27 protein-coding genes, 1 pseudogene and 1 riboswitch are annotated in these 25986 nt (G+C 71.5%); of the genes and pseudogenes, 17 read left to right on the plus strand and 11 right to left on the minus strand.

What is annotated here, in order from left to right:
* The first annotated feature begins 24 nt into the window (after positions 1 to 24).
* The 5 genes from LL648_RS37755 to LL648_RS37775 are packed head-to-tail and all read left to right on the plus strand — an operon-like array spanning position 25 to position 4346.
* Entirely contained in the window at positions 25 to 471 is a 447-nt protein-coding gene (locus LL648_RS37755; RefSeq protein ID WP_232667701.1) for a hypothetical protein, read from the plus strand.
* Positions 468 to 839 (plus strand): nuclear transport factor 2 family protein, encoded by a 372-nt coding sequence (locus LL648_RS37760; protein ID WP_232667702.1) that lies wholly within the window; start codon positions 468 to 470, stop codon positions 837 to 839. The genes LL648_RS37755 and LL648_RS37760 overlap by 4 nt, the downstream gene beginning before the upstream one ends.
* Positions 833 to 2869 (plus strand): molybdopterin-containing oxidoreductase family protein, encoded by a 2037-nt coding sequence (locus tag LL648_RS37765; RefSeq protein ID WP_232667703.1) that lies wholly within the window; start codon positions 833 to 835, stop codon positions 2867 to 2869. The genes LL648_RS37760 and LL648_RS37765 overlap by 7 nt, the downstream gene beginning before the upstream one ends.
* A gap of 52 nt (positions 2870 to 2921) precedes the next feature.
* Positions 2922 to 3305, plus strand: a complete 384-nt coding sequence (locus LL648_RS37770; protein ID WP_232667704.1) for an MmcQ/YjbR family DNA-binding protein — start codon at positions 2922 to 2924, stop codon at positions 3303 to 3305.
* A 45-nt stretch (positions 3306 to 3350) separates the two neighbouring features.
* Complete coding sequence (locus LL648_RS37775; protein ID WP_232667705.1) at positions 3351 to 4346, plus strand: AraC family transcriptional regulator; 996 nt, start codon at positions 3351 to 3353, stop codon at positions 4344 to 4346.
* Positions 4347 to 4411: 65 nt separating this feature from the next.
* Here the strand turns inward: LL648_RS37775 and LL648_RS37780 are convergent, their stop codons facing one another.
* The gene (locus LL648_RS37780) at positions 4412 to 5326 is read right to left on the minus strand and encodes an ROK family protein (protein WP_232667706.1); all 915 of its coding nucleotides are present in this window, start codon (positions 5324 to 5326) and stop codon (positions 4412 to 4414) included.
* A gap of 87 nt (positions 5327 to 5413) precedes the next feature.
* On the opposite strand from LL648_RS37780, the gene LL648_RS37785 reads away from it, so the two are divergent.
* On the plus strand, positions 5414 to 6124 hold the full coding sequence (locus LL648_RS37785) for a copper homeostasis protein CutC (RefSeq protein WP_232667707.1): 711 nt from the start codon (positions 5414 to 5416) through the stop codon (positions 6122 to 6124).
* Positions 6125 to 6128: 4 nt separating this feature from the next.
* Here LL648_RS37785 and LL648_RS37790 read toward each other — a convergent pair whose 3' ends face one another.
* Genes LL648_RS37790 through LL648_RS37805 form a run of 4 tightly spaced genes read right to left on the minus strand, consistent with a single transcriptional unit; the run spans position 6129 to position 11326 of the window.
* The gene (locus LL648_RS37790; RefSeq protein WP_232667708.1) at positions 6129 to 7709 is read right to left on the minus strand and encodes an ABC transporter ATP-binding protein; all 1581 of its coding nucleotides are present in this window, start codon (positions 7707 to 7709) and stop codon (positions 6129 to 6131) included.
* Positions 7706 to 8572, minus strand: coding sequence for an ABC transporter permease (locus tag LL648_RS37795; protein WP_232667709.1), 867 nt, complete (start codon positions 8570 to 8572; stop codon positions 7706 to 7708). Before LL648_RS37795 ends, LL648_RS37790 begins: the two co-directional genes overlap by 4 nt.
* Positions 8569 to 9522: an ABC transporter permease gene (locus LL648_RS37800; RefSeq protein WP_232667710.1), complete on the minus strand. Its 954-nt coding sequence runs from the start codon at positions 9520 to 9522 to the stop codon at positions 8569 to 8571. Before LL648_RS37800 ends, LL648_RS37795 begins: the two co-directional genes overlap by 4 nt.
* Positions 9523 to 9529: 7 nt before the next feature.
* A complete protein-coding gene (locus LL648_RS37805) occupies positions 9530 to 11326 on the minus strand; it encodes a peptide ABC transporter substrate-binding protein (protein WP_232667711.1) in 1797 nt (598 codons plus the stop codon).
* A 153-nt stretch (positions 11327 to 11479) separates the two neighbouring features.
* Between LL648_RS37805 and LL648_RS37810 the strand changes: the two genes are divergently transcribed.
* Both LL648_RS37810 and LL648_RS37815 read left to right on the plus strand, forming a co-directional pair.
* Positions 11480 to 12601, plus strand: coding sequence for an ROK family transcriptional regulator (locus LL648_RS37810; protein WP_232667713.1), 1122 nt, complete (start codon positions 11480 to 11482; stop codon positions 12599 to 12601).
* Positions 12602 to 12609: 8 nt separating this feature from the next.
* The gene (locus LL648_RS37815) at positions 12610 to 14025 is read left to right on the plus strand and encodes a M81 family metallopeptidase (RefSeq protein ID WP_232667715.1); all 1416 of its coding nucleotides are present in this window, start codon (positions 12610 to 12612) and stop codon (positions 14023 to 14025) included.
* 95 nt (positions 14026 to 14120) lie between these two features.
* Here LL648_RS37815 and LL648_RS37820 read toward each other — a convergent pair whose 3' ends face one another.
* Positions 14121 to 14870, minus strand: coding sequence for an SDR family oxidoreductase (locus tag LL648_RS37820; protein WP_232667716.1), 750 nt, complete (start codon positions 14868 to 14870; stop codon positions 14121 to 14123).
* 100 nt (positions 14871 to 14970) lie between these two features.
* Between LL648_RS37820 and LL648_RS37825 the strand changes: the two genes are divergently transcribed.
* Together LL648_RS37825 and LL648_RS37830 are read left to right on the plus strand one after the other, a co-directional pair.
* Positions 14971 to 15591 (plus strand): TetR/AcrR family transcriptional regulator, encoded by a 621-nt coding sequence (locus tag LL648_RS37825; protein ID WP_232667717.1) that lies wholly within the window; start codon positions 14971 to 14973, stop codon positions 15589 to 15591.
* Positions 15588 to 16691 carry a hypothetical protein gene (locus LL648_RS37830; protein ID WP_232667719.1) on the plus strand — a complete coding sequence of 368 codons (1104 nt, stop codon included), beginning with the start codon at positions 15588 to 15590 and terminating at the stop codon, positions 16689 to 16691. The genes LL648_RS37825 and LL648_RS37830 overlap by 4 nt, the downstream gene beginning before the upstream one ends.
* Positions 16692 to 16701: 10 nt before the next feature.
* Here the strand turns inward: LL648_RS37830 and LL648_RS37835 are convergent, their stop codons facing one another.
* Together LL648_RS37835 and LL648_RS37840 are read right to left on the minus strand one after the other, a co-directional pair.
* Entirely contained in the window at positions 16702 to 17148 is a 447-nt protein-coding gene (locus LL648_RS37835) for a nitroreductase family deazaflavin-dependent oxidoreductase (RefSeq protein WP_232667720.1), read from the minus strand.
* A gap of 84 nt (positions 17149 to 17232) precedes the next feature.
* Complete coding sequence (locus LL648_RS37840) at positions 17233 to 17568, minus strand: hypothetical protein (RefSeq protein ID WP_232667722.1); 336 nt, start codon at positions 17566 to 17568, stop codon at positions 17233 to 17235.
* A 120-nt stretch (positions 17569 to 17688) separates the two neighbouring features.
* Here LL648_RS37840 and LL648_RS37845 point away from each other — a divergent pair, with 120 nt between their 5' ends.
* On the plus strand, positions 17689 to 18315 hold the full coding sequence (locus LL648_RS37845) for an RNA polymerase sigma factor (RefSeq protein ID WP_232667723.1): 627 nt from the start codon (positions 17689 to 17691) through the stop codon (positions 18313 to 18315).
* Positions 18302 to 18820: a hypothetical protein gene (locus LL648_RS37850; RefSeq protein WP_232667725.1), complete on the plus strand. Its 519-nt coding sequence runs from the start codon at positions 18302 to 18304 to the stop codon at positions 18818 to 18820. Before LL648_RS37845 ends, LL648_RS37850 begins: the two co-directional genes overlap by 14 nt.
* A gap of 9 nt (positions 18821 to 18829) precedes the next feature.
* Here LL648_RS37850 and LL648_RS37855 read toward each other — a convergent pair whose 3' ends face one another.
* Positions 18830 to 19693 (minus strand): mycofactocin-coupled SDR family oxidoreductase, encoded by an 864-nt coding sequence (locus tag LL648_RS37855; RefSeq protein ID WP_232667726.1) that lies wholly within the window; start codon positions 19691 to 19693, stop codon positions 18830 to 18832.
* 108 nt (positions 19694 to 19801) lie between these two features.
* Here LL648_RS37855 and LL648_RS37860 point away from each other — a divergent pair, with 108 nt between their 5' ends.
* The 3 genes from LL648_RS37860 (at position 19802) to LL648_RS45575 (ending at position 22213) form a co-directional block, all read left to right on the plus strand.
* The gene (locus LL648_RS37860) at positions 19802 to 20281 is read left to right on the plus strand and encodes a MarR family winged helix-turn-helix transcriptional regulator (RefSeq protein ID WP_232667727.1); all 480 of its coding nucleotides are present in this window, start codon (positions 19802 to 19804) and stop codon (positions 20279 to 20281) included.
* Positions 20282 to 20396: 115 nt separating this feature from the next.
* On the plus strand, positions 20397 to 21023 hold the full coding sequence (locus LL648_RS37865; RefSeq protein ID WP_232667728.1) for an isochorismatase family protein: 627 nt from the start codon (positions 20397 to 20399) through the stop codon (positions 21021 to 21023).
* 26 nt (positions 21024 to 21049) lie between these two features.
* Positions 21050 to 22213: an alpha/beta hydrolase family protein gene (locus LL648_RS45575; RefSeq protein WP_232667730.1), complete on the plus strand. Its 1164-nt coding sequence runs from the start codon at positions 21050 to 21052 to the stop codon at positions 22211 to 22213.
* A 270-nt stretch (positions 22214 to 22483) separates the two neighbouring features.
* On the opposite strand, the pseudogene LL648_RS37875 reads toward LL648_RS45575, so the two are convergent.
* Positions 22484 to 22807, minus strand: a pseudogene (locus LL648_RS37875) (low temperature requirement protein A); the annotation flags it as partial.
* 59 nt (positions 22808 to 22866) lie between these two features.
* Between LL648_RS37875 and LL648_RS37880 the strand changes: the two are divergent.
* A complete protein-coding gene (locus LL648_RS37880; protein WP_232667731.1) occupies positions 22867 to 23670 on the plus strand; it encodes an alpha/beta fold hydrolase in 804 nt (267 codons plus the stop codon).
* A 12-nt stretch (positions 23671 to 23682) separates the two neighbouring features.
* On the opposite strand, the gene LL648_RS37885 is transcribed toward LL648_RS37880, so the two are convergent.
* Positions 23683 to 24534, minus strand: a complete 852-nt coding sequence (locus LL648_RS37885) for a hypothetical protein (protein WP_232667732.1) — start codon at positions 24532 to 24534, stop codon at positions 23683 to 23685.
* Positions 24535 to 24587: 53 nt separating this feature from the next.
* Positions 24588 to 24799, plus strand: a riboswitch (cobalamin riboswitch).
* Between the two features lie 53 nt (positions 24800 to 24852).
* On the opposite strand from LL648_RS37885, the gene LL648_RS37890 reads away from it, so the two are divergent.
* Complete coding sequence (locus LL648_RS37890) at positions 24853 to 25806, plus strand: methylenetetrahydrofolate reductase (protein WP_232667733.1); 954 nt, start codon at positions 24853 to 24855, stop codon at positions 25804 to 25806.
* Positions 25807 to 25986 lie beyond the last annotated feature (180 nt).

Raw genomic sequence — 25986 nt, forward strand, 5'->3', positions numbered from 1 at the left:
CGAGCGCTCTAGTTGGGAGCCGCCATGTCGTACCGCACTCGCCCGATCCGCTTCCTCGAGCTGTGGCCCGTGGACGGCTGGCGGGTGAAGATCTACGGGATCACCGCCGTCGGCGAGCGGCCCGACCCGGAGCTCGTGACAGCGGCCAAGGCGGTCGCCCGCGATCGGCTCCCGACGCCGACCGACGGCGGGCGCCACGGCATCGCGTTCCTCACCGTCCACCAGGGCGCGCAGAGCGCCTGGGCGCTCGTCGACTGGTGGGTCGACGGCCACCTGCTCCACCACCACCTCTACGGCAGCGGCGACCCGTCGTCGTTCGACCTGCGGCCCGTCACCGACGGGCTCACCGCCTGCACGTGGGAGCTCGCCGTCATCGGGTTCGAACGGCAGGTCTGGCTGGACACGGTGTACGCGGCCGACGAGCCCGACATCGACGCGTACCTGAACACCCGACTGGAGGCAGATGCATGAGCGACACCCTGGAGATGCTCGACGCGTTCTCGGCCGCGTGGGGCGACGGCGACCTCGAGAAGGTGCTCGCGTTCGTCGACGACGACGCCGTCTACCTCGGGTCGTTCGGCGACGACCTCGACGGCACCGCGTTCGTCGGAAAAGCGGCGATCCGCGAAGGCGTCGCGCAGTACATGGCGAAGTTCCCCGGCGGCCGGTACGAACGGACCGCGGCGATCATCGACGGCGACCGGGCGGCGATCGCGTGGACGTTCACCTGGCCGACGTCCGACGGCGAGGAGAGCGTCCGGGGCTGCGACTTCTTCCTCGTGCGCGACGGGCGCATCCTGCGCAAGGACGCCTTCCGCAAGGAACGCCGGGCGTGGTGAAGGGACCGGCGGAGACCGTGGTCCGCGGCGCCTGCCCGCTCGACTGCCCGGACACCTGCGGCTGGACGGTCACCGTCCGCGACGGCACCGCCGTGGCGTTGCGCGGCGACCGCGACCACCCGTTCACCCGCGGCGCGCTGTGCGTGAAGGTCAACAACTACCTGGAGCACACCACCGCACCCGATCGCCTCCTGCATCCGCTGCGGCGGGTCGGCCGCAAGGGCGAGGGCCGCTTCGAGCGGATCACCTGGGACGAAGCCCTTAACGAGATCGCCGAGCGGCTCACCGGCGTGATCGACGAGCACGGCGGCGAGTCGATCTGGCCGTACTACGGCACCGGCACGATGGGATACGTCCAGGGTCTCGGCGGCGGCGCGTTCGCCCGCTTCTGGAACGTGCTCGGCGCCTCGCGGCACGACCCGTACGGCATCTGCTCGAAGGCGGGCGGCACCGGCCTCACCTACACGGTCGGCACCTCCGGCGGGATGGACCCGGAGGAGATCCAGCACGCGCGGCTGATCATGCTGTGGGGCACCAACACGCTGACCAGCGGACATCACCTCTGGAAGTTCGTCCAGGCCGCTCAGCGCGAGGGCGCGCACGTCGTCGCGATCGACCCGATCCGCACCCGCACGGCGGAGCAGGCCGACGAGCACATCGCGCCCATCCCCGGCACCGACGCAGCGCTCGCGCTCGGGCTGCTGCACGTCGTCGTCGAGATGGGCGCGCAGGACCGCGAGTACCTCGCCGCGCACACCGTCGGCTGGGATGCGTTCCGCGAGGAGATCCGGCAGTGCCCGCCCGCGCGGGTCGCCGCGATCACCGGCCTGCCGGAGGCGACGATCGTCGCGCTCGGCGAGCGGCTCGCGCGCACGCGTCCGACCGCGATCCGGGCGACCATGGGCCTGCAGCGGCACGCCGGCGGGGGCATGGCGCTGCGCACGCTGGCCTGCATCCCGGGTGTGACGGGCGATTGGGGTCGCGTCGGCGGCGGTCTCACGTACTCGACCGGCGCGTGGTTCCCGCTGAACACCGCGGCGGTGGAGCGCGACGACCTGCGCGCCCGCCCGGCGCGCACGTTGCTGATGACCCGGCTCGCCGAAGGTCTGCTCGACCGCAGCGACCCGCCCGTGCACGCGCTCTTCGTGATCGCGGCCAACCCGGCGGCGAGCGTCGCCGACCAGAACCGGGTGCGGCGCGGGCTCGCGCGGGAGGACCTCTTCACCGTGGTGATGGAGCAGTTCCCGACCGAGACCGTCGACTACGCCGACATCGTGCTCCCGTCGACCATGCAGACCGAGCACGCCGACCTGCACGCCGGCTGGGGGCACTTCTACCTCTCCTGGAACGAGCCCGCCGTCGCGCCTCCGGGCGAGTGCCTCCCGACCACCGAGACGCTGCGCAGGCTGGCCGAGCGGATGAAGCTGGACGAGCCGTGCATCGCCGACACCGACGAGGAGATGGGCCGGCAGCTGCTCGACGGGTCGGGGATCGACTTCGACGAGCTGCGCGCCAGGGGCTGGGCGCGGATCGAACGGCCGCGGCCGTTCAGCGACGGGTTCCCGACGCCGTCGGGGAAGCTGGAGTTCACCTCGGAACGGGCCGCCGCGGACGGACACGGGCTGCTGCCCGGCTTCACGCCGTCCGCGGAGGTCGACGACCCCGGGCTCGCTGCGCGCTTCCCGCTCGTCCTGATCGCGGGCGCGTCGCACTACTTCCTCAACACGGTGTTCGGCAACGACCCGCGGCAGCAGCGGCGCGCGGGTGGCCCGCGGATCCGGCTGCACCCCACCGACGCCGCCGCGCGCGGGATCAGCGACGGGCAACCCGTCCGGATCTTCAACGACCGTGGGGAGTTCACCGCGACCGCGGAGATCACCGACCGGGTGCGGCCCGGCGTCGTCGCCACCACCAAGGGCCACTGGCCCAAGCTGCTCGGCGGCGACGGTGTGAACGCCACCGTCGACGAGCGTGACACCGACATGGGCGGCGGCGCCGTCTTCCACGACAACCGCGTGCAGGTCGCATAGCCACAGTTCTGTCGGTGGAGTTTCTGTCGGTGGGGTCGTGCAGGATGTCCCGATGACCGACGAGGAGCTCGCCGCGGTCCTGATCGGCCTTCCGCACACCACCGTCGGGGAGCCGTTCGGGCCCGACGTGTTCGTGTACAAGGTCGCCGGCCACCAGGTCGCCGGGAAGGTGTTCGCCCTGCATCGGCGCAAGGCCGCGCCGGCGCAGCTCACGCTCAAATGCGACCCGGCCCGTGCCTTGCTGCTGCGCGACCACTACCCGGCGGTCACCCCCGGCTACCACACCAACAAACGCCACTGGAACACCGTCGTCCTCGACGGCTCCGTGCCCGACGACGACCTGCTCGACTTCGTGCACCACTCCTACGAGCTGGTGGTCGCCGGGCTGCCGGCGCGGCTGCGCGCCACCGGTGAGTACGACCTCGAGGTCACCTGACTCCGAGCCCGCGCCGGGCGGCGTCAGCAGGCAGAATGTCCTGTTGTGTCCATACAGCCGTCGTGCGCACCGCTGCTGGCCACCTCCGACCTGGACGTGGTGCGCCACGCGTTGAGCCGGCACGTCTCGCCGTCGATGGTGGATCTCAACCTGTCCGGCTCGACGACGGGTGAGTACCGGCTCTCGCGCGTGGCCGGGTCGGCCGACTCGGCCGGCAGCAGGATCGGGCTGATGCAGTGGGAGGTCGAGCCGCAGCTGCGGATCAGGGCGACGAGCACCCAGCGGTACACCGTCGCCGTCGGCTTCGCCGGGCAGAACGAGGTCGCCGTCGACCGGCGGCAGCTCTCCTCGTCGTCGTTCACGGTGACGTCGCCCGGTCAGGAGCTCGACACCCGGCACCGGACGACGCGGAAGTGGTTGTTCTTCGTCGGGCAGGAGCTGATCGACGAAGCGGTGCGCGGCCGGCTGGGCGACGTCCCGAACCGGCGGCTCGTCTTCGACCCGATCCTGCACGGTGAGGACCCCGCGGCAGCGGCATGGCTGCGGACGCTGCACAGCTACGCCGAGATGTCACAGACGGGGGTGCTGGCCCGCTCGCCGCTCGGCTCGGCCCACCTCGAACGCGCGCTGGTGCAGAGCCTGTTGGACGTGCAGCCGCACACGTTCACCGGCACGCTCACCCGCGACGAGGCGTTGCCGGGCCTGCGCACCCTCCGTCGTGCCGTCGAGTTCTGCGAGGCGAACCTCGCGCACCCGATCGTGGCCGCCGACATCGCGACCGCCGCGCACACGAGCCTGCGGACCATCCAGCGCCTGTTCCGCACCGAGTTCGGCATGACCCCGATGGAGTACGTCCGGGAACTGCGGCTCGACCGGGTGCGACGCGACCTCATGCGCATCCGCATGGGGGACACGACCGAAACGGTCACCGACGTCGCGTGCCGGTGGGGTTTCGTGCACCTGGGGCGGTTCAGCAGCTACTACGGCTCGCGCTTCGGCGAGCGCCCGTCGGAAACGGCCGGGTTCCGCGCGCCGGGCTGAGCGTCGACAACGACGAAATGGCTGTTTGTGAGCGCTAACAACAGCCAGAACGTCGTTGTCGACGGTCAACGCCGGCCTGCCTTGCGGGCCAGCGCCGCGCCGCCCAGCGCTGTCGCGCGCGGTCCGAGCTCCCCGAGGCGGACCGTGATGCCCACGCCGCCGCCCAGCGTCGAGGCCCGCAGCGCGGCCGCGCAGGCGTCCTCCATCAGCGCCCACGACCGCATCACGCCCCCGCCGAGCACGACGACCGGGCAGTCCAACAGCACCGCCGCCATCCCGACGGCCCGGCCGATCGCCGCTCCGGCGTCGTCGAGGACACCGCGGGCGACGACGTCGCCTGCCGCGGCGAGCCGGGCGATCTCCGCGACGCCATGACGCTCCCCGGACCGCGCCGTGTAGCGCCGCACGATGGACGGGCCCGCGGCGATCGTCTCCAGGTGTCCGACGGCCCCGCACGTGCAGATCTCGTCGCCGTGGCCCGGCGTGTGCCCGATCTCCCCCGCCATGCCGCGCGCGCCCCGCCAGATCTCGCCGCGCAGCATGATCGCGCCACCGACGCCGGTGCCGACGGCGATCGCGAGCACGTCGGGGTGCCCGGTGGCGGCGCCGGCCAGCGCCTCACCGAACAGGAACGCGTTGGCGTCGTTGTCGACCGTCACGGGTGCCCGGAACCGCGCCCCGAGCTCGGTCGCCAGCGAGCGGCCCGACCACCGCGGGAACGTCGAGCTGGCCAGCCCCACCTCGCCGGTGGCCGGGTCGATCACCCCCGCCGCCGCCACGCCGACCCCACGCACCGCGCTCTGGGTCGGCTGAGTCCGCTCGGCCAGCCGGTGCGCCGCGGTGATCGCGTTGTCCAGCATCCGGTCGCCGCCGAGCCCGGCATCCGACGAGACCTGCAGCGCGTCCAGCACCTGCAGCTCGTCGTCGCACAGCACGATGTCGATCTTCGTGCCGCCGATGTCGATGCCGAGCCAACTCATTCCGCACTCCCGATCGCCGTGATACCCAACGCCGCCAACCCGCACGCCGTGCACAGCGGCTCCGGATGGCTCAATACAGTGACTCCCGTGGCCCAGCTCGAGATCAGCGTGGAGACCCTCGACGGGGTCGTCACGGCCGCTGCCGCCGACCGGATCGAGCTCTGCTCGGCCCTCTCCGAGGGCGGGCTCACACCCAGCATCGGGCTGGTCGAGGCGGCCGTGGCCGAAGCCGACACCGCCGAGGTCCACGTGCTGGTGCGGCCGCGACCAGGCGGTTTCGCGTACTCGTGGGCCGAGCTCGCGCTGATGCGGGCCGACATCCGCCATGCCGTCGCCGCGGGCGCCTCCGGGGTGATCGTGGGCGCGCTCGACGGGGATGACATCGATCTTGACGCGACCGCGGGCCTCGTCGAGGCCGCCCGCGGCGCGTACGTGACGTTCCACCGCGCGTTCGACCAGCTCACCCGCCCGCTCGACGCGCTCGACGCGCTGGCGAAGATCGGCGTCGAACGGGTGCTGACCTCCGGCGGGCCCGCCGCGATCGACGTGGAGGCCGTGGCCGCGCTCGTCGACCACAGCCGCACCATCGGCGGCCCGACGATCATGGCTTGCGGTGGGATCCGGCCGCACAACGTCCGCGCGGTGCTCGAGCAGACCGGTGTCACGGCCGTGCACGCCGCGCCCCGCACGCCGATCGGCGCAGCGAGCGGGTACCCGGGCATCGGCGTCCCCGCAGGCCACGACCGCTTCGCCACCGACGCCGCGGCCGTCGCCGAACTGCGTGCGCTGACCCGCTGACGCCTCATCGCTTCCGCTGGGCGCGGGGGTCGGGCACCGGGACGGCCGCGAGCAGCGCCCGCGTGTAGTCGTCGCGCGGTTCGGTGAAGACCGCGGTGCGTTCGCCGCTCTCCACCACCGCACCGCGGTGCATCACCGCGACCCGGTCGGCCAGCGCGTCGACGACGGCGAGGTCGTGGCTGATGAACAGGCACGAGAAGCCCAGCTCGCGCTGCAGCGACCGCAGCAGCTCCAGCACGGTCGCCTGCACCGACACGTCGAGCGCGCTGGTCGGCTCGTCGGCGATCAGCAGCCCGGGGTCCAGCGCGAGCGCGCGGGCGATGGAAACCCGCTGGCGCTGCCCTCCGGAGAGCTCGTGCGGGTAGCGGCTCAACGCGTCCGACGGCAGCGCGACGGCGTCGACCAGCTCGGCGGCCCGGCGCTGCCGCAAGAGCCGGTCCCCGACCTTCTGCAGCACCATCGGCTCGGCGATGGTGTCGCCGACGGTCATCCGCGGGTCGAGCGACGACGCCGGGTCCTGGAAGACCATCGCCGCTCTGGCCCGGGTCGTACGCAGCGCCGCGCCACGCAGGCCGTTCAGCTCGGTGCCGAAGAGCCGCACCGATCCCGCCGACGGCCGCACGAGCCCGACGGCCACCCGCCCGATCGTCGTCTTGCCGCTGCCCGACTCCCCGACCAGCCCGAGGATCTCCCCCGGCGCCACCTCCAGCGTGACGCCCTCGACGGCACGGAAGCGCCCGAAGTCGACCACCACGCCGTCGAGCTGCAGCGCGGCCGGGCCCTCCCCCGCCGCAGGGCCCGGCCGCACGTCCTTGGTGAACCGCGGCACGGCGTCGAGCAGCGACCGCGTGTACGCATGCCGCGGGTGCTCGAACAGCTCGAAGACGTCGCCGTCCTCGACGACCTCGCCCCGGTACATGACGATCACGCGGTCGGCGAGCTCGGCCACCACCCCCATGCTGTGGGTGATCAGCACGATCGCGGTGCCCAGCTCGTCGCGCAGGCGGCGCAGCAGCGCGAGGATCTCGGCCTGCACCGTGACGTCCAGCGCGGTGGTCGGCTCGTCGGCGACGATCACCTCGGGGTCGCACGACACCGCCATCGCGATCACGACGCGCTGCCGCTGGCCGCCCGACAGCTCGTGCGGGTACTGGTGCACCCGCCGCTCCGGCTCAGGGATGCCGACCAGCTCCAGCAACCGCAGCGCCTCGCGCGCGGCCTCGGCGCGGGAGATCCCGCGGTGCAGGCGCAGCCCTTCCGCCACCTGCGTGCCGATCGTGAGCAGCGGGTTGAGCGCCGTCATCGGCTCCTGGAAGACCATCGCGATGCCGTTGCCACGCAGGTCACGCAGCTGCGCCGGGGTCATCGACGTGATCGGGACGCCGGCGTGCGACACCGCACCGGAGACCTTCGCCGTGCTCGGCAGCAGGCCCAGCGTCGTCAAGGCCGAGACGGACTTGCCCGAACCGGACTCCCCGACGATCGCGACGATCTCGCCGGGTTCGACGGCGAAGCTGACATCGGAGACGGCCTCGGTGTCGCCGAAGCGCACCGACAGGTTGCGGAACTCCACGACCGGTGTCATGCGCGCTCCCGGAACCGGACGTCGAAGGCGTCGCGCAGCCCGTCGCCGATGAACGTGAAGGCGCAGACGGTGAGCACGATCAGCAGGCCGGGCGGGAAGATCAGCCACCAGTACCCGTCGTAGGAGTAGGCGAGCCCGCCCGAGAGCATCCCGCCCCAGTTCGCCGCGGGCGGCGGGATGCCCAGCCCGAGGAAGCTGACGTAGGTGACGAGCAGGATCGCGTCGGCGACCTGGAAGGTGGCGTTGACGATCACCGTGCCGATCGCGTTGGGCACGATGTGGCGGCGGATCGCGCCCAGCCCGGTGCCGCCGGCCAGCCGCATCGCCTCGACGTAGGCGCGGCTGCGCAGCGCGAGCGACTCCGCACGCATGAGCCGCGCCGGCACCAGCCACGACACCAGGCCGATCACCAAGATCAGCACGGGCACGCTGGGCGTCACCAGCGTCGCGGCCACGACCAGCAGGAACAGGCCCGGGATCGCGATACCGGCGTCGACGACCCGCATCATGACCGCGTCGAGCCAGCCACCGTAGAAGCCCGCGACCGCGCCCCACGCCGTGCCGATCACCGTCGCGAGCGCGCCCGCGGCCAGCCCGATCACGAGCGAGGTCTGCCCTGCCGCCATGAGCCGGCCGAGCACGTCGTAGCCGAGGTCGTCGGTGCCCAGGGGGTGCCCCTGCTCCCCCGGCAGCAGCCGGGCCGCCTCCAGCACGGTGTGCACCTGGTCGGTGACGTAGACCAGCGGGCCGAGGAAGCAGAACGCCACGAGCAGGACCAGCAGCGCCGCGCCGACCAGCGCGAGCTTGTTGCGCCGGAACGCGAGCAGCCGCTCGTCCGCCGAAGATCGCGCCGGGGCCGTCACGGGGTCACCTTCCGGGTGCGCGGGTCGATCAGCCGCTGGGCGATGTCGGCGAGCAGCGAGCCGAGCACCGTCGCCACCGCGATCACGAACACCACCCCGAGCAGCACCGGGAAGTCCGAGCGCTGCGCCGCGTTCCAGAACAGCAACCCCATCCCCGGGTAGTTGAACATCTGCTCGACGACGAGCGCGCCGCCGAACGCGACGGGGATGTAGTAGCCGATCATCGAGACGATCGCCGTCAGCGAGTTGCGCAGCACGTGCTTGCGCAGCAGGTACGGCTCGCTCGCTCCTTTTGCACGCGCAGTGCGCACGAAGTCCTCGTGCAGGTTGTCGATCACCGAGGAGCGCAGGTAGCGGCTGAACACCGCGATCATCCCGGCCGCCGCGGTGATCACCGGCAGGGCCAGCCCGCGTGGGTCGGACAGGATCTCGACGAGCGTGCCGCCCTGCGGTGCCTGCGCGCTGAACAGCGGGATGCGTTGCGCGAACACGATGATCAGCACGAAGCCGAGGAAGAAGACCGGCGTCGAGTAGAGCACGAAGTTGACCATCGAGAGGACGTGGTCGGACGCCCGCCCGCGGCGCACGGCCTGGAACACCCCCAGCGGCACCGCGACCAGCAGCGCCAGCAGCGTCGCGAGGCCGGTGAGCACCAGCGTCTTGGGCAGTCGGTCGGCGACCAGGTCGCCGACCCGCTGGTTCTCCACGTACGAGTCGCCGAAGTCGCCCGTCACCATCTGGCCGAGGTAGCGGCCGAACTGGACGGGCAGCGGCAGGTCGAACCCCTGCGCGTGGTTGAAGTCGTCGATCTGCTGCTGCGTCGCCTGCTGGCCCAGGATGCCGCGGGCGGGGCCGCCGGGGATGCGGTGCAGCAGGAAGAACACGATCAGGACGACGATGAAGATCACCACGATCGCCTGCAGCAACCGCACCCCGACGTAACGGGTCACTTGGGGATCACTTTCGCGACCACCGCTGCGGCGACATCCCGACCAGCGGGTCCTGCTCGACACCCTGCAGCGACGTCTTCGTCGCCGAGATCTGGTAGGCCGGGTTGGGCAGCCAGATCACCGGGAGGTTGCGCGTCAGGTATTCGCCGTACTCGCGCATGGCCGCGCTGTCGTCGCTCTGGGTCGAGCGCGTGATCAGCTCGTCGGCCTTGGGGTCGGAGTAGCTGCCGAGGTTCGACGTGGCGCCGGTGGTGAAGATGCGGTCGCCGCTCGGGTAGGCCGGGAAGTACCAGCTGCCCTGCGTGCCGAAGAAGGACAGCTGCCAGGAGCACTCGGCCTGCTCGGGCGTGCACGGCTTGCTGTTGCCGAGCACGGTGTTGAGCGGCGCCTGCTTCAGGTCGATCGCCACGCCGATCTGCGAGAGCGACGACTTCAGCTCCGACATCGTGTTGTCGGTCTCCTTCGAACCGCTCTCCGCGAGCAGCTCGAACCGCAGCGGCGTGCCGGCCGCGATCCCCGCACCGCACTGGTTCTCGGCCGCGCCGGGCGAGGTGCAGGTCGCGACGCCGTCGGCGCCGATCGTCCAGCCGTGCCCGGTGATCAGGGCCTTGGCCTTGGCGATGTCGAACGGGTACGGGTTGGCCTTCTGCGCGTCGGAGATGAACGGCGACTTCTCGTCCTGCGGCACCGGGCCGTACCCGGGGGCGGCGCTGCCGCGCCAGATGTTCTTCGCGATCGACGGCTGGTCGATCGCATGCTGGATCGCCTGCCGCACGTAGAGCTGGGCGAAGATCGGGCCGACCTTCGGGTTGTTGAAGTTGTACGGGATGTAGGTGATCGCCCAGCCCTGCCACGGCTCGACGGTGTAGCCCTGCTGCTCCAGCGCGGAGGTCTGCCCGAGGTTGGACGACGCGATGTAGCCGTAGTCGAGCTGGCCGGTGCGCAGCACGTTGTACTCGGCGTCGGCGCTGGTGAAGGGCTTCAGCGAGACGGTGGTGAGGGTCGCCTTGTCCGGCCCGGTGTACTTGTCGTTGCGCGTGAGCGTCACCTGGCCCTGCGGCGAGTACTCGGTGACGCGGAACGGCCCGCTGACGACCTGCCAGAGCGGGTCCTTGTCGTACTCGGCGATCTGCTTGGAGCGCTCGACGAGGAAGTCGAACACCTGCACGGCGGTGGCCGGGTCGCGGTCGAAGTCGCCGACCGGCCCGTCGGCGCTGGTCTTGTCCCAGGCGGCCTGCGGCAACGGCCGCAGCGTCTGGGTGAGCTGGTTCTCGGCGAACCAGTCGGTGTTGTAGACCTTGTCGAGCGTCAGCGTGAACGTCTTGTCGTCGACGATCATGAACGACACGACGTTGTCGGGGAGGCGACCCTTGGAGTAGTTGCCCCACTTCGTCTTGTTCGCCTTGATCAGGTTGAAGTGGAACTCGACGTCGCGGGCGGTGACCTTCGCCCCCGTCGACCACGTGTAGTCCTTCAGCGTGATCGTCACGGTCTTGCCGCCGTCGGAGAACACCGGCTTGTTCGCGACGCTCGCCTTCTCGTCGAAGGCGAGCGAGCCGTCGTCGCCGGCGTAGGTGTAGAGCGGTGGCCACATCAGCCGGTTGACGGCGGTGTTGATGCCGGAGAGGTGGCCCGGGATGCCGATCGGGAGGATCCAGTTCGGGGTCGCGTTCGGCGGGAGCGCGAACGTGGCCGAGTCGCTCGGGCCGGACCCGCTCTGACCTGCGGGCCCGCCGCTACACGCGGCCAGGACGATGCCCGCCGCTGCGAGCACCGCGACCAGCACCCTGCTCCGAACAGCCATTGCAGCTCCCCACCGTTGGATCGATGGGCGGCACGCTAAACCACAACTTCGAACTAAGACAAGCGATGATTCGAACTAAGTTGGCCGTGTCGGCCCTCGAAGGTGCTAGCTTCACGGCGAAACGTTCGTCGATCTCCGAGCGAAGAGGGGTCCGTGCAGGTATCCGAGCGCATCGTCGACCTCGTCGCGACGGGCGTCGCGACGTCACGATCGCAGCTGGCCAAGGAGTTGGGCCTGGCCCCCTCCACGGTGTCGACCAAGGTCGCGGAGCTGATGACGGCCGGTCTGCTGGCCGAGACCGGCGACGGCCCGTCGCGCGGCGGTCGCAAACCCCGCGTCCTGACGACGGCCGGCACGGGCATCGTGGTCGGGGTCGACGTCGGGGCGCGCCACCTGCGACTGCTCGCCCTCGACCTCGCAGGCACGGTCCTGCAGACCGGCGAGTTCCCGTTCGACATCGCCGCAGGCCCCGAGGTGGGCCTCGACGCGCTGGCGCTGCACGTCGAGCGGTTCGCGCTCGACCAGGGCAAGCGACTGCTCGCGGTCGGGGTCGGACTGCCGGGGCCGGTGCAGTTCCCCGCCGGCACCGTGCGCGTCCCCGCCCGCATGCCCGGGTGGAAGGACTTCCCGCTGCGCGAGCGGCTCGCGCAGCGGCTCGGGCTGCCCGTCGCGGTCGACAACGACACGAGCCTCATCGCACTCGGCGAGGTCGCCGTCCGCGCCAACCGGACCGCGACGATGGTCGTGGTCAAGGCCGGCACCGGCATCGGGTGCGGGCTGGTCACCTCCGGCGCGGTGCACCGCGGCGCGGGCGGGGTGGCCGGCGACATCACGCACGTGCGCGTCGACGCCGGCGCCGACATCCCGTGCGGCTGCGGCAACACCGGCTGCCTGGAGACCGTCGCCAGCGGCGCGGCGATCGTGAAGGTGCTGCAGGGCAACGGGATCGAGGTCGCCGACACCGGCGAGCTGGCCCGGCTCTGCGACGACGCCCAGCCCGAGGTGATCGCCGCGGTCCGCACGGCGGGCCGGCTGCTCGGCGAGGTGCTCGCCGCCGTCGTGAACTTCGTCAACCCGGACGTAGTGGTGCTGGCCGGCCGGCTGGCGTCGCTGGAGGCCTTCGTGGCCGCGGTGCGTGGCGCGCTCTACGAGCGCTGCCTGCCGCTGGTCACGCAGCACCTGGAGGTGGGAGTCGTGACATCGGGCAAGGATGCGGGCGCACGCGGCGCGGCAGCGCTCGCCGCGCAGGTCGCGTTGACGGGTCTCCCGGCATGAGGCCCGGCATGAGGATCGGGATCCTCGGCATCGCGATCGAGAGCAGCACGTTCTGCCCGCACCGCAGCTCCGTCAGCGACTTCACGGTGCTCACCGGCCAGGAGCTGCTCGACATCTACGACTGGGCGCGGCCCGGCCACGAGCTCGCCGAGGCGGCCGAGTGGGTGCCGGTGCTCAGGGCCCGCGCGCTGCCCGGCGGCGCGCTGCACGCGGAGGCGTACGCCGAGCTCAAGGCCGACCTGCTCGCCCGGCTGCGCGAAGCGGGCCCGCTGGACGGGGTGCTGCTCGACCTGCACGGCGCGATGAGCGTCGACGGGCTCGTCGACGCCGAGCTCGACCTCGTGACGGCAGTGCGCGAGGTGGTCGGGCCGCGGGCGTTCCTCTCGGCGGCCATGGACCTGCACGGCAACGTCTCAGAGGGCTTCGCCCGCACGCTGGACCTGCTCACCTGCTACCGGACCGCGCCGCACGTCGACACGTGGGAGACGCGCGAGCGGGCCGCGCGGAACCTCGTCACCGCGCTCCGCGCAGGTACGCGCCCGGTCAAGGCGTGGGTGCCGGTGCCGGTGCTGCTGCCCGGGGAGAAGACGAGCACTCGGGTCGAGCCGGCCGCGGCGCTCTACGCGGCGGTGCCCGGGATCGAGGCCAGGGACGGTGTGCTCGACGCCGCGGTGTGGGTCGGGTACGCGTGGGCCGACGAGCCGCGCTGCCACGCGGCGGTCGTCGTCACCGGGTACGACGCCGACGCCGTCCGGGCCGGGGCCCGCGAGCTGGCCGAGCACTACTGGCGGGTCCGGCACGAGTTCACGTTCGTCGCCCCGACCGGGACGCTGGACGAGTGCGTCGACGCGGCGCTGGCGAGCCCCGCCCGCCCGTTCCTGATCAGCGACTCCGGCGACAACCCCGGCGCCGGCGGCGCCGACGACGTCGCCTGGACGCTCGGGCGGCTGCTCGCGCGCGACCTGCCCTCGGCGGTCTGCGCGAGCGTCACCGACCCGGACGCCGTAGCGGCACTGCAGGAGCACGCCGTCGGCGACGACGTGGGCGTCACCGTCGGGGACGCCTTCGGGAGCGGGCTCGGCCAGGTCAAGCTCGACGGCCGCCTGCGGTTCGTCTCCCCCACCGCGGCGGTGATCACGGTCGGCGGGCTCGACGCGGTGATCACCGCGCGCCGCACGGCGTTCCACGACCCGGCCCAGTTCGCCGAGGTGGGGCTGGACGTGACGGCCTACGACATCGTCGTCACCAAGATCGGCTACCTGGAGCCGGGCCTGTACGCGATCGCCGCCAACTGGCTGCTCGCCCTCACCCCCGGCGGCGTCGACCAGGACCTCCTGCGCCTCGGCCACCACGGCATCCGCCGCCCGACGTTCCCCTTCGACGCGGACATGCCCGACCCGGACCTGGAGCCGCGCATCCTCTGAGGGCCGCCTCCCGCGCCACGAGGGCAGGAAAGCCACTTTCCTGCCCTCACAGGGCCTGAAAGTGGCTTTCCTGCCCTCCCCCGGGCCCCCGGCGCCTACTGCTGCTGCGCGAGCCACTTCTCGTACGTGATCTCCCCGAGCCGCGCGTCCGACCCCGGCACCAAGGTCCGCTCCCCGATCAGCGCCCCGGAGTAGCGGGCCTGCTCATCCGCGACGACCTTGCGCGGGTCGCCCTTGGCCGCGAGGCCCGTGCGCACGAGCTCGTCGAGCCGGAACTGCTCGGGCCCGCCGATCTCCTGGATCCCGTTCAGCGGCTCGCCCACCGCAACGCGCCCGACGCCCGCGGCGACGTCGTCGGCCGCGATCGGCTGCCACAGCACCGGCGGGAGGTGGACCGTGCCGTCCTCGGCCATGCTGATGTCGGCGAGTCCGGTGACGAACTCGAAGAACTGGGTGGCGTGCACGATCGAGTACGGCTGCCCCGATTCGCGGATCAGCTTCTCCTGCGCGATCTTCGCGCGGAAATACCCCGACTCGGCCAGCCGGTCGGTCCCGACCACCGAGAGCGCCACGTAGTGCCCGACCCCGGCCTTCGCGGAGTGGTCGAGCAGGTTGGTGGTGGAGGTCCTGAAGAAGTTCAGCACTGCGTCGTCCTCCCACGACGGCGCGTTCGTCACGTCCACCACGACGTCCGCCCCGGCGAGCACCTCGGCGAGGCCCTCCCCGGTCAGCGTGTTCACACCGGTGTTCGGAGCGGCCGGGACCGCCTCGTGGCCGTGCTCGCCCAGCCTCGCCACCAGCTTCGACCCGATCAGTCCTGTCCCACCGAGCACAACGACCTTCACGACGTTCCCCTTCATCCGACTTGCAGGTTCGCGAGCAAGGACAGGGCAGCTCGCGGATTTGTGACAGCACTCGAGTTAGAGTTCGTGCTCTAATTAGAGCATGAGCTCTAAACGGTCCGCCCAGACCCGTGGCCGGGTCCTCGACGCGGCGCGGGCGCTGTTCAACGAGCAGGGCACCGCGGCGGTCAGCACGAACCACATCGCGGCCGGCGCGGGCATCAGCCCGGGCAACCTCTACTACCACTTCACCGACAAGCAGGCGATCATCCGGGAGCTGTTCGGCCGGTACGCCGCCGCGCTGGACGACCGGTGGCGCCCGCAGGGCGACGCCGACCGGAACCTCGCCACGCTGGGCGAGAACCTGACGGTCGCCGCGGATCTCGCCTGGGAACACCGCTTCTTCCAACGCGAGCTGCTCGTCCTGCTGCGGGCCGATCCCGAGCTGCGCGACCGGTACACCGAGGTCTACCGGCGCCGGCTCGCCGAGGTGCAGGCGTTCGCCGAGCAGCTGGTCGAGCAGGGCGTGGTCGTGCCGCCGCGGCCGCCGCGCACGATCAACGACCTCGCGGTCGCGGTCTGGCTGATCTCCGAGAGCTGGCTGCCGTTCCTCGACCTCACCGGCGACCCGGACGACCCCGATCAGGTCGCCCGCGGCCGCGACTTGATCATGGTCGCGCTCGAGCCCTACCTCACTGAGCACGGACGGCGGCAGTTCACATGATCGGCCGCAGGCGGTTCCTCACCGCGCTGGGCGCGCTCACCGTGGCCGGGACGGGCGCGGTGACCTGGCGTGCGGTCGACCAGGGCGTGTTCGCGGCGGGGACGGGTGGCGCATTCACGGCGTGGGACGAATGGAACCCGCCCGGCGACGACGTCATGCACCTGGTCCGGGCCGCGGTGCTCGCCCCCAGCGCGCACAACACGCAGCCCTGGCTGTTCCGCCTCGCACCCGACCGGATCGACGTCGTCCCCGACGCCGCGCGCAACATCGGGACGCTCGACCCGTTGCGCCGCGAGCTGCACATCTCGCTCGGTTGCGCGCTGGAGAACCTCGTGCTGGCCGCCGAACACCGCGGCCGCGCGCCCCGCGTCGAGGGCTGGACCGTCCACCTCGGGCGGTCGACCCCACGCACCTCGGCCCTGTTCGAGGCGATCCCGCACCGGCACACCGACCGGGCCGCCTACGCGGAGCGTCCGGTCGAGCCGGCGACGCTCGACGAGCTCGTCGCCGCCGCCGACGGCCCCGTCCGGCTCGACTGGCTCGACCCGGCCCGGTTCGCAGAGCTCACGGTCCGGGCCACCCGGGCGATCATCGACGACCCGGAGCAGGCGCGCGACGACTACGCCTGGTACCGCAACGACTGGGACGAGCTGCAGGCCCGCAAGGACGGCACCGCCGTCGACACCGCGGGCCGGTCGGCGGCGATCCGCTCGGTCGCCAAGATCCTGCCCGGCTCCCACGACGTCTACAACGACTACTGGTTCCGGTCGACGAAGGACGTCCAGCTCCCGACCGCTGCCGCGATCGGCGCGCTCGTCGTGGCCGACCCGCTCGACCCGCTGCAGCGCGTGGCGGCAGGCCGCGCCTGGCAGCGGCTGCACCTGCTCGCGACCACCAAGGGGCTGGCGATGCAGCCGATGAACCAGATCGAGGAACGGGTCGACCGCGAGCACGCGGCCGGCCTGCCCCCGGAGTTCACCGCCGCCATGGCGGAGCTGGTGCCGCGAGGGCACGCCGTCTTCACCTTCCGCATCGGCCACCCCACGACCGACCCGCTGCGCAGCCCGCGCCGACGCGCCGAGGACGTGATCATCCAGTGAGGGTGGCGGGTCAATCCTGCGGGGAGAGGAGAACGATCGGGATCTCGCGGTCGGTCTTCTGCGCGTACTCGGCGTAGAGCGGGAAGATGCCCACCATCTGCGGCCAGAGGGACTCGCGCTCGGCCGGCGACGCCACCCGGGCGCGGGCGTCGAACCGGCGGGTGCCGACCTGCACCCCGACGTTCGGGTTCGCCTCGAGGTTCTTGAACCACGCCGGGTGGTCGTCCTCGCCGCCCTTGGAGGCGACGACGACGAAGTCGTCACCGGAGGTGCCGTAGATCAGCCCGTTGCGGCGCGGCTCGCCGGTCCGGCGTCCGGTCGTGACGAGCACGAGCGTGTACATGCCATCCGACTCGTGCCCCTCGGTCCCGCCCGAGGCCAGGTACTTGCGGACGTGCTCGGCCACCCAGTCCCACTTCGAGTCGGTGGCGCGGTCGAGATCCTCAGCAACAGCCATGCCCCAACGGTGCACCGCGGCGGAACATGCGTCCAATGCCAAGTCCGGCGGAAACCGATAGACAGCCTTGATGCATCGGCTCCTTCAGCCGACCTGCGCCGCGAGCCCGTCGAGCACGTCCACCCGGCTCTCGGGCACCCGAACGTCCACGACGACCCGGCCGCCGTCGGAGGAGACGTCGAAGTCGAAGAACGAGCAGCACTCGCTCTCCCGCGCCGTCAGGTCCCGCGCCCACCCCTCGATGCCGCCGGTCTCGTCGAGCACCAGCCGCAGCCGCGTCGCACCCACCCAATCGACCTCTCGCACCGACCGGAACAGGTCGCTGAACTCGGCCTGCCGCAGCGGCCGCTCGGCGGTCGGCAACGTGCACGCGTCCCCCGGCACCCAACCCGCTCCACGGGCTCCAACCTCGACATCCATCGCCCACCTCCACCTCGACCGCACCGACACAGCAACGTTAAGCCCGTACCCGGGTACCGAATGCAAGCCCAGCACCACAACAGGACGTAACGTCGACCTCCTCCCGCGGCAAGGAGGGGCATGACCACCGAGAGAGCCATGCCCCGCGCAGGGTGGGACCGCTCCCCTCCCGACCCGGCCGTCCTCGACCCCGCCTTCCCGGACACTGCGGTCGCCCGCATCGGCTCCGACCGGCACGCGCTCGACCAGCTCTACCGCGCCCACGTCGACGACGTGATCAGCTATCTGGCCCGGCGCTGCCCCGATCCGCACGACGTCGCCGACCTGACCGCCGACACGTTCGTCACCGCCATCGACACGGCCCACCGGTTCGACCCGCGCCGCGGCCGGCCGGTCGCGTGGCTGCTCGGCGTCGCCCGGCACGTGCTGCTGCGCCACTTCCGCACCCGGGCCACCGAGCGGCGTGCCGTCGCCCGCATCTCCGGACGGCGACTGCTCGACACGTCCGACATCCACCGGCTCGAAGAACGGATCGACGCCGAACGGCGCGCGCAGCGCCTGCTCGGCGACCTCGACCGGCTCAGCGCCCGGGAACGTGAGGTCGTCGAGCTCGTCGACCGCGCCGGGCTGACCACCGCCGAGGCCGCGCAGGCGCTCGGCGTCACGACGGGCGTCGTGCGGATCCGCCGCCATCGTGCCCACACCCGCCTCCGTACCAGCAAAGGACCATCCGATGTCGACGTTTGAGGACCGGCTCCTCGTCGAGCTGCACAACCACCGCCCCGCGCCCCGCCGCCGAACTATCCCGGTCGCCGCCTCGGTCAGCGCGGTCGCCGTGCTCGCGGCCGGCGCGATCGCCCTGCCGGGACTGCTCGGCACCGGCGCCGCCTACGCCATGACCACCGAACCCGACGGCTCGATCACGTTCACGTTGAAGGAGCTCCGCGACCTCGACGCCGCCACCAGCGCGCTCAACGAGGCCGGCGTGCCCGCCGTCGTCCGGGCCGCCCGGGCCGACTGCGAGGACACCACAGTCGGCGCGCGCGCCCCGTCCGACCTGCTGGAATGGCCGGTCGGCGGTGACGAGGGCAGCGTCCGCATCCACCCGTCGGCGATGCCCGACGGGCACGTGCTCGGCCTGACCGCGTTCGAACCCAAGTCGACAGGCAAGGCGGGCCCCGTCGTCAAGGTGCTGCTCTACGACGCGCCGGGCCCGCCGTGCTTCCCGCTCGGCAAGCCCGGCCCGAAGTAGGTCCCTCCGTCACTCCCGCACGGGGTTGTCGTTCACCCCCGCGATGAGAAGGTGGCCGGATTCCACCGGGATCGTCACGCCGGTGACGTTCGCGGCGAGGTGCGAGTTCAGGTAGAGCGCGGTGTCCGCGATGGCCTGCGGATCCAGCCAGGTCGTGTTGCGCAGGATGCCGTAGCGGTACCCGGCTTCCATCAGCTCCGCCTCGGTGCCGCCCTCGTGACCTGCGAAGATGTCGCGGGCGGCCTGGAAGTCGGTCATCGGGGTGCGGGTCGCACCCGGGCTGATCGCGTTGCAGCGCACCCCGTGCGGGCCCAGCTCGAGCGCGATGTTCTTCATCAGCCCGAGCACACCGTGCTTGGCCGCGACGTAGTGCGCGTTGTTCGGTCCCGGCTCGATCCCGTTCGCCGAGGACGTGATCACGATCGAGCCCGACCCGCGCTCGATCATGTGCGGCGCCACCGCCTTCGCCGACTTCCACACCCCGGTGAGGTTGATGCCGACCATCTCGTCCCACTGCTGCTCGGTGATCTCCCAGAACGGGTTGTGCGTCCAGATCCCCGCGTTGGCGATCAGGATGTCGATCTTGCCGAGCTCGTCGATCCCGCGGCTGACAGCGGCGTCGATCGCCGACTGGTCCCGCACATCCGCGTCGACGGCCACGATCCGCCGCCCCAGCGCCTCGACCTGGCGCACTGTCTCGGTGTGGTCCTCGGCCGTCGCGAGCGGGTACTCGACCTCGGCGACGGGCTTCGTGATGTCGACGATGATCACGTCGGCGCCCTCGCGGGCGCAGGTCACCGCATGCGCTCTCCCCTGCCCGCGCGCCCCACCGGTGATCAGCGCGACCTTGCCGTCCAGCAGTCCCAATCCCATACCGCGACGGTGCCCACGCCGGCTTGCACGGCCGATTCAGCCGCGCTTCATGCCGCTCCGTCCGGTTCGACCTTGTAGGGTGCTCCACCAGTACGCAGGGAGGAAACGGTGAACGGGGAGCGCAGGGACGCCGCGACCGACCTCGGCGTCCTCGCCGGCAGGCTGCTCTTCTCCGTGCAGGGCGAGCTCTTCCGGCGCCTCGGCCGGGAGGGTTTCGCCGACATCGCGCCGCGCCACGGATCCGTCCTCGCCTACCTGCACGTCGACGGCATCCGGGCCACCGAGCTCGCCCGCCTATCCGGCCAGCACAAACAGGTGATCGGCAAGTACCTCGACGAGCTGGAGGCGCTGGGTTACGTCGAGCGCCGGCCCGACCCCGACGACCGGCGGGCGAAGCTCGTGGTGCCGACCGAACGCGGGCGGGCGCAGATGAAGGCCGCCGACGCGATCATGGCCGAGATCGCCGAGCGGCACCGGCGTTCGCTCGGCCAGGAGGCCTATACGCGGTTCCTCGGCGACTTCCGCACCGTCGTCGAGCACCAGCGGGCCGCCAAGTCGCACGACGCACTCGCCACCGAAGAGCTCTGAGCCCACACACCCATGGCGTTCGTCACGTTCCGCCGTCAGAAGATAGTAATAGTTGATGACCGTCCTGATCGGTGACTAAAGTCGATGGCATCGGCCGACGGTCATGGAGGACGACGTGAGCACCACCAAGTTCAGCGAGCGCCTGACGCGCGACAACGCGGCGCTCCTGCTGGTCGACCACCAGGTCGGCCTCTACACCGGCGTCCGCGACATCGCGCTCGCCGAGCTGAAGCACAACGTCGTGGCGCTGACCAAGGCCGCGCAGGTGCTGGGCCTGCCGATCATCGTCACGACGACGGCAGCCGACAGCATGTGGGGTCCGATCGTCCCGGAGCTGGCTGCGGTGCTGCCAGCCGACCTGGCCGTCATCGACCGCTTCACGGTCAATGCGTGGGACGACCCGCGGGTCGTCGAGGCGGTCCGGGCCACCGGACGCACGAAGCTCATCGTCACCGGCATCTCGACCGAGGTCTGCCTGGCCTTCCCGGCGATCAGCGCCACCGCCGACGGCTTCGCCGCGTACGCCGCGGTCGACGCCGCCGGCACCTTCTCGGCGACCAAGCGAGAGGCCGGTCTCCTGCGGATGCAGCAGGCGGGCGTCATCCCGATCGACTACGCCAGCGCGATCGTCGAGATCCTCGCGGACAACGCCGACCCGCTGGCCGGAGAGGTCTACGGAGCACTCGACATGCCCTTCGCCGTGCTGGTGGGGCAGGTCGCGCAGGCACTCAGCAAGAGCTGAACCGTCAAAGCAACAGGAGCGCAGCAGTGTCCGTCATCGAACTCACCACGTTCACCGTCGCGGACGACCGCGTCCACGACATGCTGGCGGCGCGGCACGCCATGGTCGAGGCCTTCCGCGCCGACCGCCGCGGCTTCGTCGCCGCCAAGCTGATCCGCCTCGACCAGCACACCTGGCTCGACTCCGTCGAGTGGACCGACGACGCCGCCTACGACGAGTCGTCGGCCAAGGGCGCCAACCTGCCCGAGATCGCCGCGTTCTTCGGGACGATCGACGCTCTCGTCGAGGCCCGCCGCGGCACGCGCTACGACGACGCCGAGGACGGGCCCCGCGCCGTGCGGACCGTGCCCTACGGGCCGCACCCCTCGCAGGTCGGCGAGCTCTACCTGCCGGAAGGCGAGGGCCCGTTCCCCGGTGTGGTGCTCGTCCACGGCGGGTTCTGGACCGCCATGTGGGACCGTCGCCAGATCCTGGCGGTGGTCGTCGACCTGCTCTCGCTCGGGATCGCGGTCTACAACGTCGACTACCGCCGCATCGGCGAGGACGGCGGCGGCTGGCCGGGCACGTTCCTCGACATCGCCGCCGCGGTCGACACGATGGCCGGCATCGATCCAGCGGTCGACCCCGAGCGGATCGTGATCGTCGGCCACTCGGCGGGCGGCCACCTCGCGGCGTGGGCCGGGCTGCGCGCGGGGCTGCCGGCCGGTGCCGTCGGCGCCGACCCGGTGGCTCGTCCGGTCGGGGTGGTGTCGCTGTCGGGGGTGCTCGACCTGGTCGCCGCCGACGACGAGAAGTTCGGTATCAGTCTGCAGGACATGGATGCCGAGCCGATCTGGGGCGCGCCACCGCCCGCCCGTCCGGACGCGTGGCCCGCGGTCGCCGCGGCGGTGGCCGACGGCATCGTCCCGCTGCTGGTCGGGGCGCATGCCCGCGAGGACGCCGAGCGGATGGCCGGCACGTCACCTGCGCACATGCGGGCGGGCGACGTTCCGGTACTGGCCGTGCACGGCGACGCGGACGAGGCGGTGCCCGCGAGCTACAGCCGCGCGTTCGCCGAGGCGATCACGGCGCAGGGCGGTCAGGTCGAGTACGTCGAGTACGCCGGGGCCCGCCACTTCGACACCGTCGATCCCGCCAACCCGGCGATCTGGCCCGCCGTGCGCGAGTGGATCGCGGAGCGCCTCGGCTAGGTCAGCCCGTACCGGATCCGGTACCGCACCTACGCGGTAGTGGTGCACCTCGTAGCCCACCAGCGCAACGAGGACGGCGGCGAGGATGCCCAGCGAAACGATCGCCGGCAGCCCGGAGACCAGCGGTATCGCAAGCAGGAGCGCCACCCCGACGACCAGCCGGACGGGGTTGGCGGTGCGCAGCACGTACCGGGTGAAGCCGACGTGCGCGAGCACGTACAGCACCGCACCGCCGTAGAGCGCCGCGAGCGGAATGCCGAGCAGCAGCGCCGTCCCCAGCACCGCCGACGGCACGACCCGCACGATCTGCCCGCGCAGCTGCGGGTCCTCGCGGCTGCAGACCCAGTACATCGCCAGGTGCACCAGCCGCACGGCGAAGTAGGCGACGGCGAAGACCACCGCCCCGGACAGCCCGCCCGGCAGGTCGTCGAACGCCTCGGGGAGGGTGATCGCGCCGACGAACACCGCGATCATCGCGATGAACATGCCTAGCCGGATCAGCCCCTCGTCGGCTTTGGCGACGTTGGCCAGCCACGAGTAGGCGACCCACGACCACGTGCAACGTGGTGCCAATCTCAGTTGCTGATGCGCCACTTTGGTGCCATAGTGGCGCCATCACGCTGAAGTGCTACCGACCTTGGAGATCACCAACCATGAACAACGCGCAACCCGCCTGGTCCGGCATGGTTTCCGTCGACGACACCGCGCTGGCCGTGACCGACACCGGCGGCGCCGGCCAACCGGTCGTCTACCTCAACGGCTCCTACGCCGACCAGTCGCACTGGCGCCGGGTCATCGCCGAGCTGGGCGGCGACTTCCGGCACATCAGCTACGACGAGCGTGCCCGCGGCAGGTCGAAGCGTTCAGCCGACTACACCTTCGAGGCGTGCATGCGCGACCTCGACGCCGTGCTCGAAGCGAGGGGCGTCGACCGGCCGATCCTGGTCGGCTGGTCGTATGGCGCGATGATCGCGGTGCACTGGGCCGACCGGAACCCGGGCCGCGCGCAGGGCGTCGTGTCCGTCGACGGCGCGATGCCGCACGACTGGCTCGACGACGCCGCCCGCGAGCAGATCCGCAAGCTGTTCCGCCGGCTGAGCCCGCTGTTCCCGATCGCCCGCCCGCTCGGACTGGCCGCGCGGATGTCGGCGGCCCAGCACGCCGAGATCAACATCGAGATCAACGAGCTCATGGCGCCGGCGCTGCTGGAGCCGCTCCTCGACCGCCTCTCCGAGCCGGTTCGGTACGTCCTGGCCTCCGGTGGCAACCTCGGCGCGCAGGAGGAGCTGATCGAGAAGATCCGCACCAACCTCGACGGGGTGTTCGCCCGCAACCCGAACATCCAGCTGAGCACAACCGTCGCCAGCAACCACAGCAAGATCCTGCGCAAGGACTTCCGGGCTGTCGCCGACGCGGTCCGCGAGGTCGCCGTCAGCCGCGACCACGCAGATGGTTGATCCCGAGGGCCGTCAGCGGGCCAGTGCGGCCACGGCGCGCAGCGCCTCCCGGCGCGTCGGCGCCAGCAGCGGGCCCGCGGCGTCGGGGAACGCCAGCACGTCCGCGGCCAACGCCAGCACAGCGACCTGCGCCGACCGCGAGACCAGGTCCGCCGCGAAGCTGCGGCGCACCTGGTCGGCCAGCGGCGGGACGCCCAGCGAGTTCAGCAGCATCGTGGCGGCGTCGAACCCGCGCGGGGCGAGCCCCCAGTCCTCCCAGTCGAGGATCCAGCACCGCGGCGCGGTGACGTTCGCCCACGTCAGATCCGCGTGGGCGGCCGTCCACTCGGCGACATGGCAGTCCGGCGCGACGACGTCGAGCAGCTGAGCGGACCTACGCACCAGCTCGACCAGGTGCTCCTGCGCCGTGGTCCCCGCCCCCAGCTTGGCGAACCGAGGTGCTGGATGCGTCGCGAGCGCCGACAGCGATTGCCGCAACGACCGCCACCACTCGGCGTCCAGCCCCGGGTCGAAGGTCGGTGTCGCCGTGGTCGCGACCGTCGGCTCGACGACCAGCGCGGTCTCGTCGGCCCGCCACCACACCCCGTGCGCCGGGTCACGCCATGAGAGGGCGCGGATCCACGCGGGCATCCGGACCCCCGCCAGCGCCGCGGCAGCCTCGATGCCGCCCGACCCGTGGACCTCGACCCGCTGGTCGGTACGGCACTCGATCCGCAGCCAGGTGCCGCGATCGGTCCGGCCGCTCACGGTGCGGCGCTTGCAGCGCACCTCGTCCAACCGCGTGCCGAGATCAGCCTGGACGTGCTCCAGGACGGCCGAAACGTCCACGAGGCGCAGGTCGTCGGGCGGTTGAACGTCCTGCACGCAGGGAACGTACTGCCGCACCCCCGTCAAGGGCGCGGGCTGCCTCGAACCACTAGTCTCGGAGCGCCGACGGTTCGGGCGCGGGTGTTCGACGCGTCCGAGGCAAGAGGGAACCCGGTGTGAATCCGGGGCTGCCCCGCAGCGGTGAGTGGGAACGACCGCCGTCACGAGCACTGGGCATCGACGCCCGGGAAGCGACGGCCAGTAGGTGCACGCGGTGTGCGCGCCCGCGAGTCCGAAGACCTGCCGTCGGTGCGTGCGCCGCCGGCGCGCGCTGCTCCGCGGCCTCGAGGGCGGGCCCACCAGGAGGAGAAGGCAGTGCCACGGACGACGTTGCAAAAGAAGATCGTCGAGCGGAGCGGGGAGTTCCTGCTCTTCGCTTTGACCCCGCCCCGGCTGGCCACCTCGGAGGCGGACGCGCAGCAGATCGCCGACGTCACGATGGACCGGCTGCGCCCGCTGGACCTCGACGGTCTCGTGCTCTACGACCTCGACAACGAGAGCGACCGGACGGAGCAGGAGCGGCCGTTTCCGTTCCTCCCGACGATGGACCCTGCCGACTACCTGCAGAACCACTTGGCGGCGTGGACCACCCCGACCGTGCTGTACCGGGTGACCGGGAAGTACCCCGAGGACACGCTGGGTCGGTGGCTGGGCGAGCAGGACCCCGAGCGGGTGCTCTCGGTCTTCGTGGGCGCCTCCTCCCACGACAAGCCGGTGGCCACGCCGCTGGGCCGGGCCCAGGAGCTGCGGGCCGAGACCGCGCCGAACCTCCTGCTCGGCGGCGTCGCGATCCCGGAGCGGCACACCCGCCGCGGCGACGAGCACCTGCGCATGCACGCCAAGCAGGACGCCGGCTGCTCGTTCTTCGTCACCCAGATCATCTACGACGTCGAGGCCGCGAAGAACCTCGTCTCGGACTACTGGTTCGAATGCACTGCCCGCGGCGTCCAGCCGGTCCCGATCGTCTTCACCTTCACCGTCGTCGGATCGATGAAGACCCTGAAGTTCCTGCAGTGGCTCGGCGTCGACGTGCCGCGCTGGATCCACAACGACCTGCAGTACTCGGACGACCCGCTGCTCGAGTCGTACGAGAAGGCGGTCGAGAGCGCGACCGACCTGATCACGTACTGCAGGCGGCTCGGCGCCCCGTTCGGCCTGAACGTCGAGAGCATCTCCAACCGGCGCGCCGAGATCGACACGGCGGTGCGCCTCGCTGCAACGCTTGACGGGGTGCTGCAGCGGCACACGGTTCAGGCCGCGAAGACATGACCCGGACTTCGTCGGGGTATTTGGTCGGGGTCCACCCACCTGGGCGGAATGAACTCCGGTAGCCCATCCGCTATTCGGACGACCCATTCCGTGGCATGGATCTTGAGGTGCTACGAAGATCTCGGACCCGGATCCCATAGGATCTAGTCCGGAAGGTGATGCAGGAATGGCAAGGAAATA

The sequence above is a fragment of the Pseudonocardia sp. TRM90224 genome (genome assembly GCF_021245725.1).
Taxonomy (GTDB): Bacteria; Actinomycetota; Actinomycetes; order Mycobacteriales; family Pseudonocardiaceae; genus Pseudonocardia.

What these genes read in the sequence shown, in the direction of transcription:
- LL648_RS37780 (WP_232667706.1), bottom strand. Translation starts at nt 5,326, where the DNA reads ATGAGTTGGCTCGGCATCGACATCGGCGGCACGAAGATCGACATCGTG.
- LL648_RS37850 (WP_232667725.1), top strand. Translation starts at nt 18,302, where the DNA reads ATGTCGACGTTTGAGGACCGGCTCCTCGTCGAGCTGCACAACCACCGC.
- LL648_RS37840 (WP_232667722.1), bottom strand. Translation starts at nt 17,568, where the DNA reads ATGGATGTCGAGGTTGGAGCCCGTGGAGCGGGTTGGGTGCCGGGGGAC.
- LL648_RS37880 (WP_232667731.1), top strand. Translation starts at nt 22,867, where the DNA reads ATGAACAACGCGCAACCCGCCTGGTCCGGCATGGTTTCCGTCGACGAC.
- LL648_RS37845 (WP_232667723.1), top strand. Translation starts at nt 17,689, where the DNA reads ATGACCACCGAGAGAGCCATGCCCCGCGCAGGGTGGGACCGCTCCCCT.
- LL648_RS37815 (WP_232667715.1), top strand. Translation starts at nt 12,610, where the DNA reads ATGAGGATCGGGATCCTCGGCATCGCGATCGAGAGCAGCACGTTCTGC.
- LL648_RS37855 (WP_232667726.1), bottom strand. Translation starts at nt 19,693, where the DNA reads ATGGGATTGGGACTGCTGGACGGCAAGGTCGCGCTGATCACCGGTGGG.
- LL648_RS37805 (WP_232667711.1), bottom strand. Translation starts at nt 11,326, where the DNA reads ATGGCTGTTCGGAGCAGGGTGCTGGTCGCGGTGCTCGCAGCGGCGGGC.
- LL648_RS37755 (WP_232667701.1), top strand. Translation starts at nt 25, where the DNA reads ATGTCGTACCGCACTCGCCCGATCCGCTTCCTCGAGCTGTGGCCCGTG.
- LL648_RS37830 (WP_232667719.1), top strand. Translation starts at nt 15,588, where the DNA reads ATGATCGGCCGCAGGCGGTTCCTCACCGCGCTGGGCGCGCTCACCGTG.
- LL648_RS37760 (WP_232667702.1), top strand. Translation starts at nt 468, where the DNA reads ATGAGCGACACCCTGGAGATGCTCGACGCGTTCTCGGCCGCGTGGGGC.
- LL648_RS37770 (WP_232667704.1), top strand. Translation starts at nt 2,922, where the DNA reads ATGACCGACGAGGAGCTCGCCGCGGTCCTGATCGGCCTTCCGCACACC.
- LL648_RS37835 (WP_232667720.1), bottom strand. Translation starts at nt 17,148, where the DNA reads ATGGCTGTTGCTGAGGATCTCGACCGCGCCACCGACTCGAAGTGGGAC.
- LL648_RS37790 (WP_232667708.1), bottom strand. Translation starts at nt 7,709, where the DNA reads ATGACACCGGTCGTGGAGTTCCGCAACCTGTCGGTGCGCTTCGGCGAC.
- LL648_RS37825 (WP_232667717.1), top strand. Translation starts at nt 14,971, where the DNA reads ATGAGCTCTAAACGGTCCGCCCAGACCCGTGGCCGGGTCCTCGACGCG.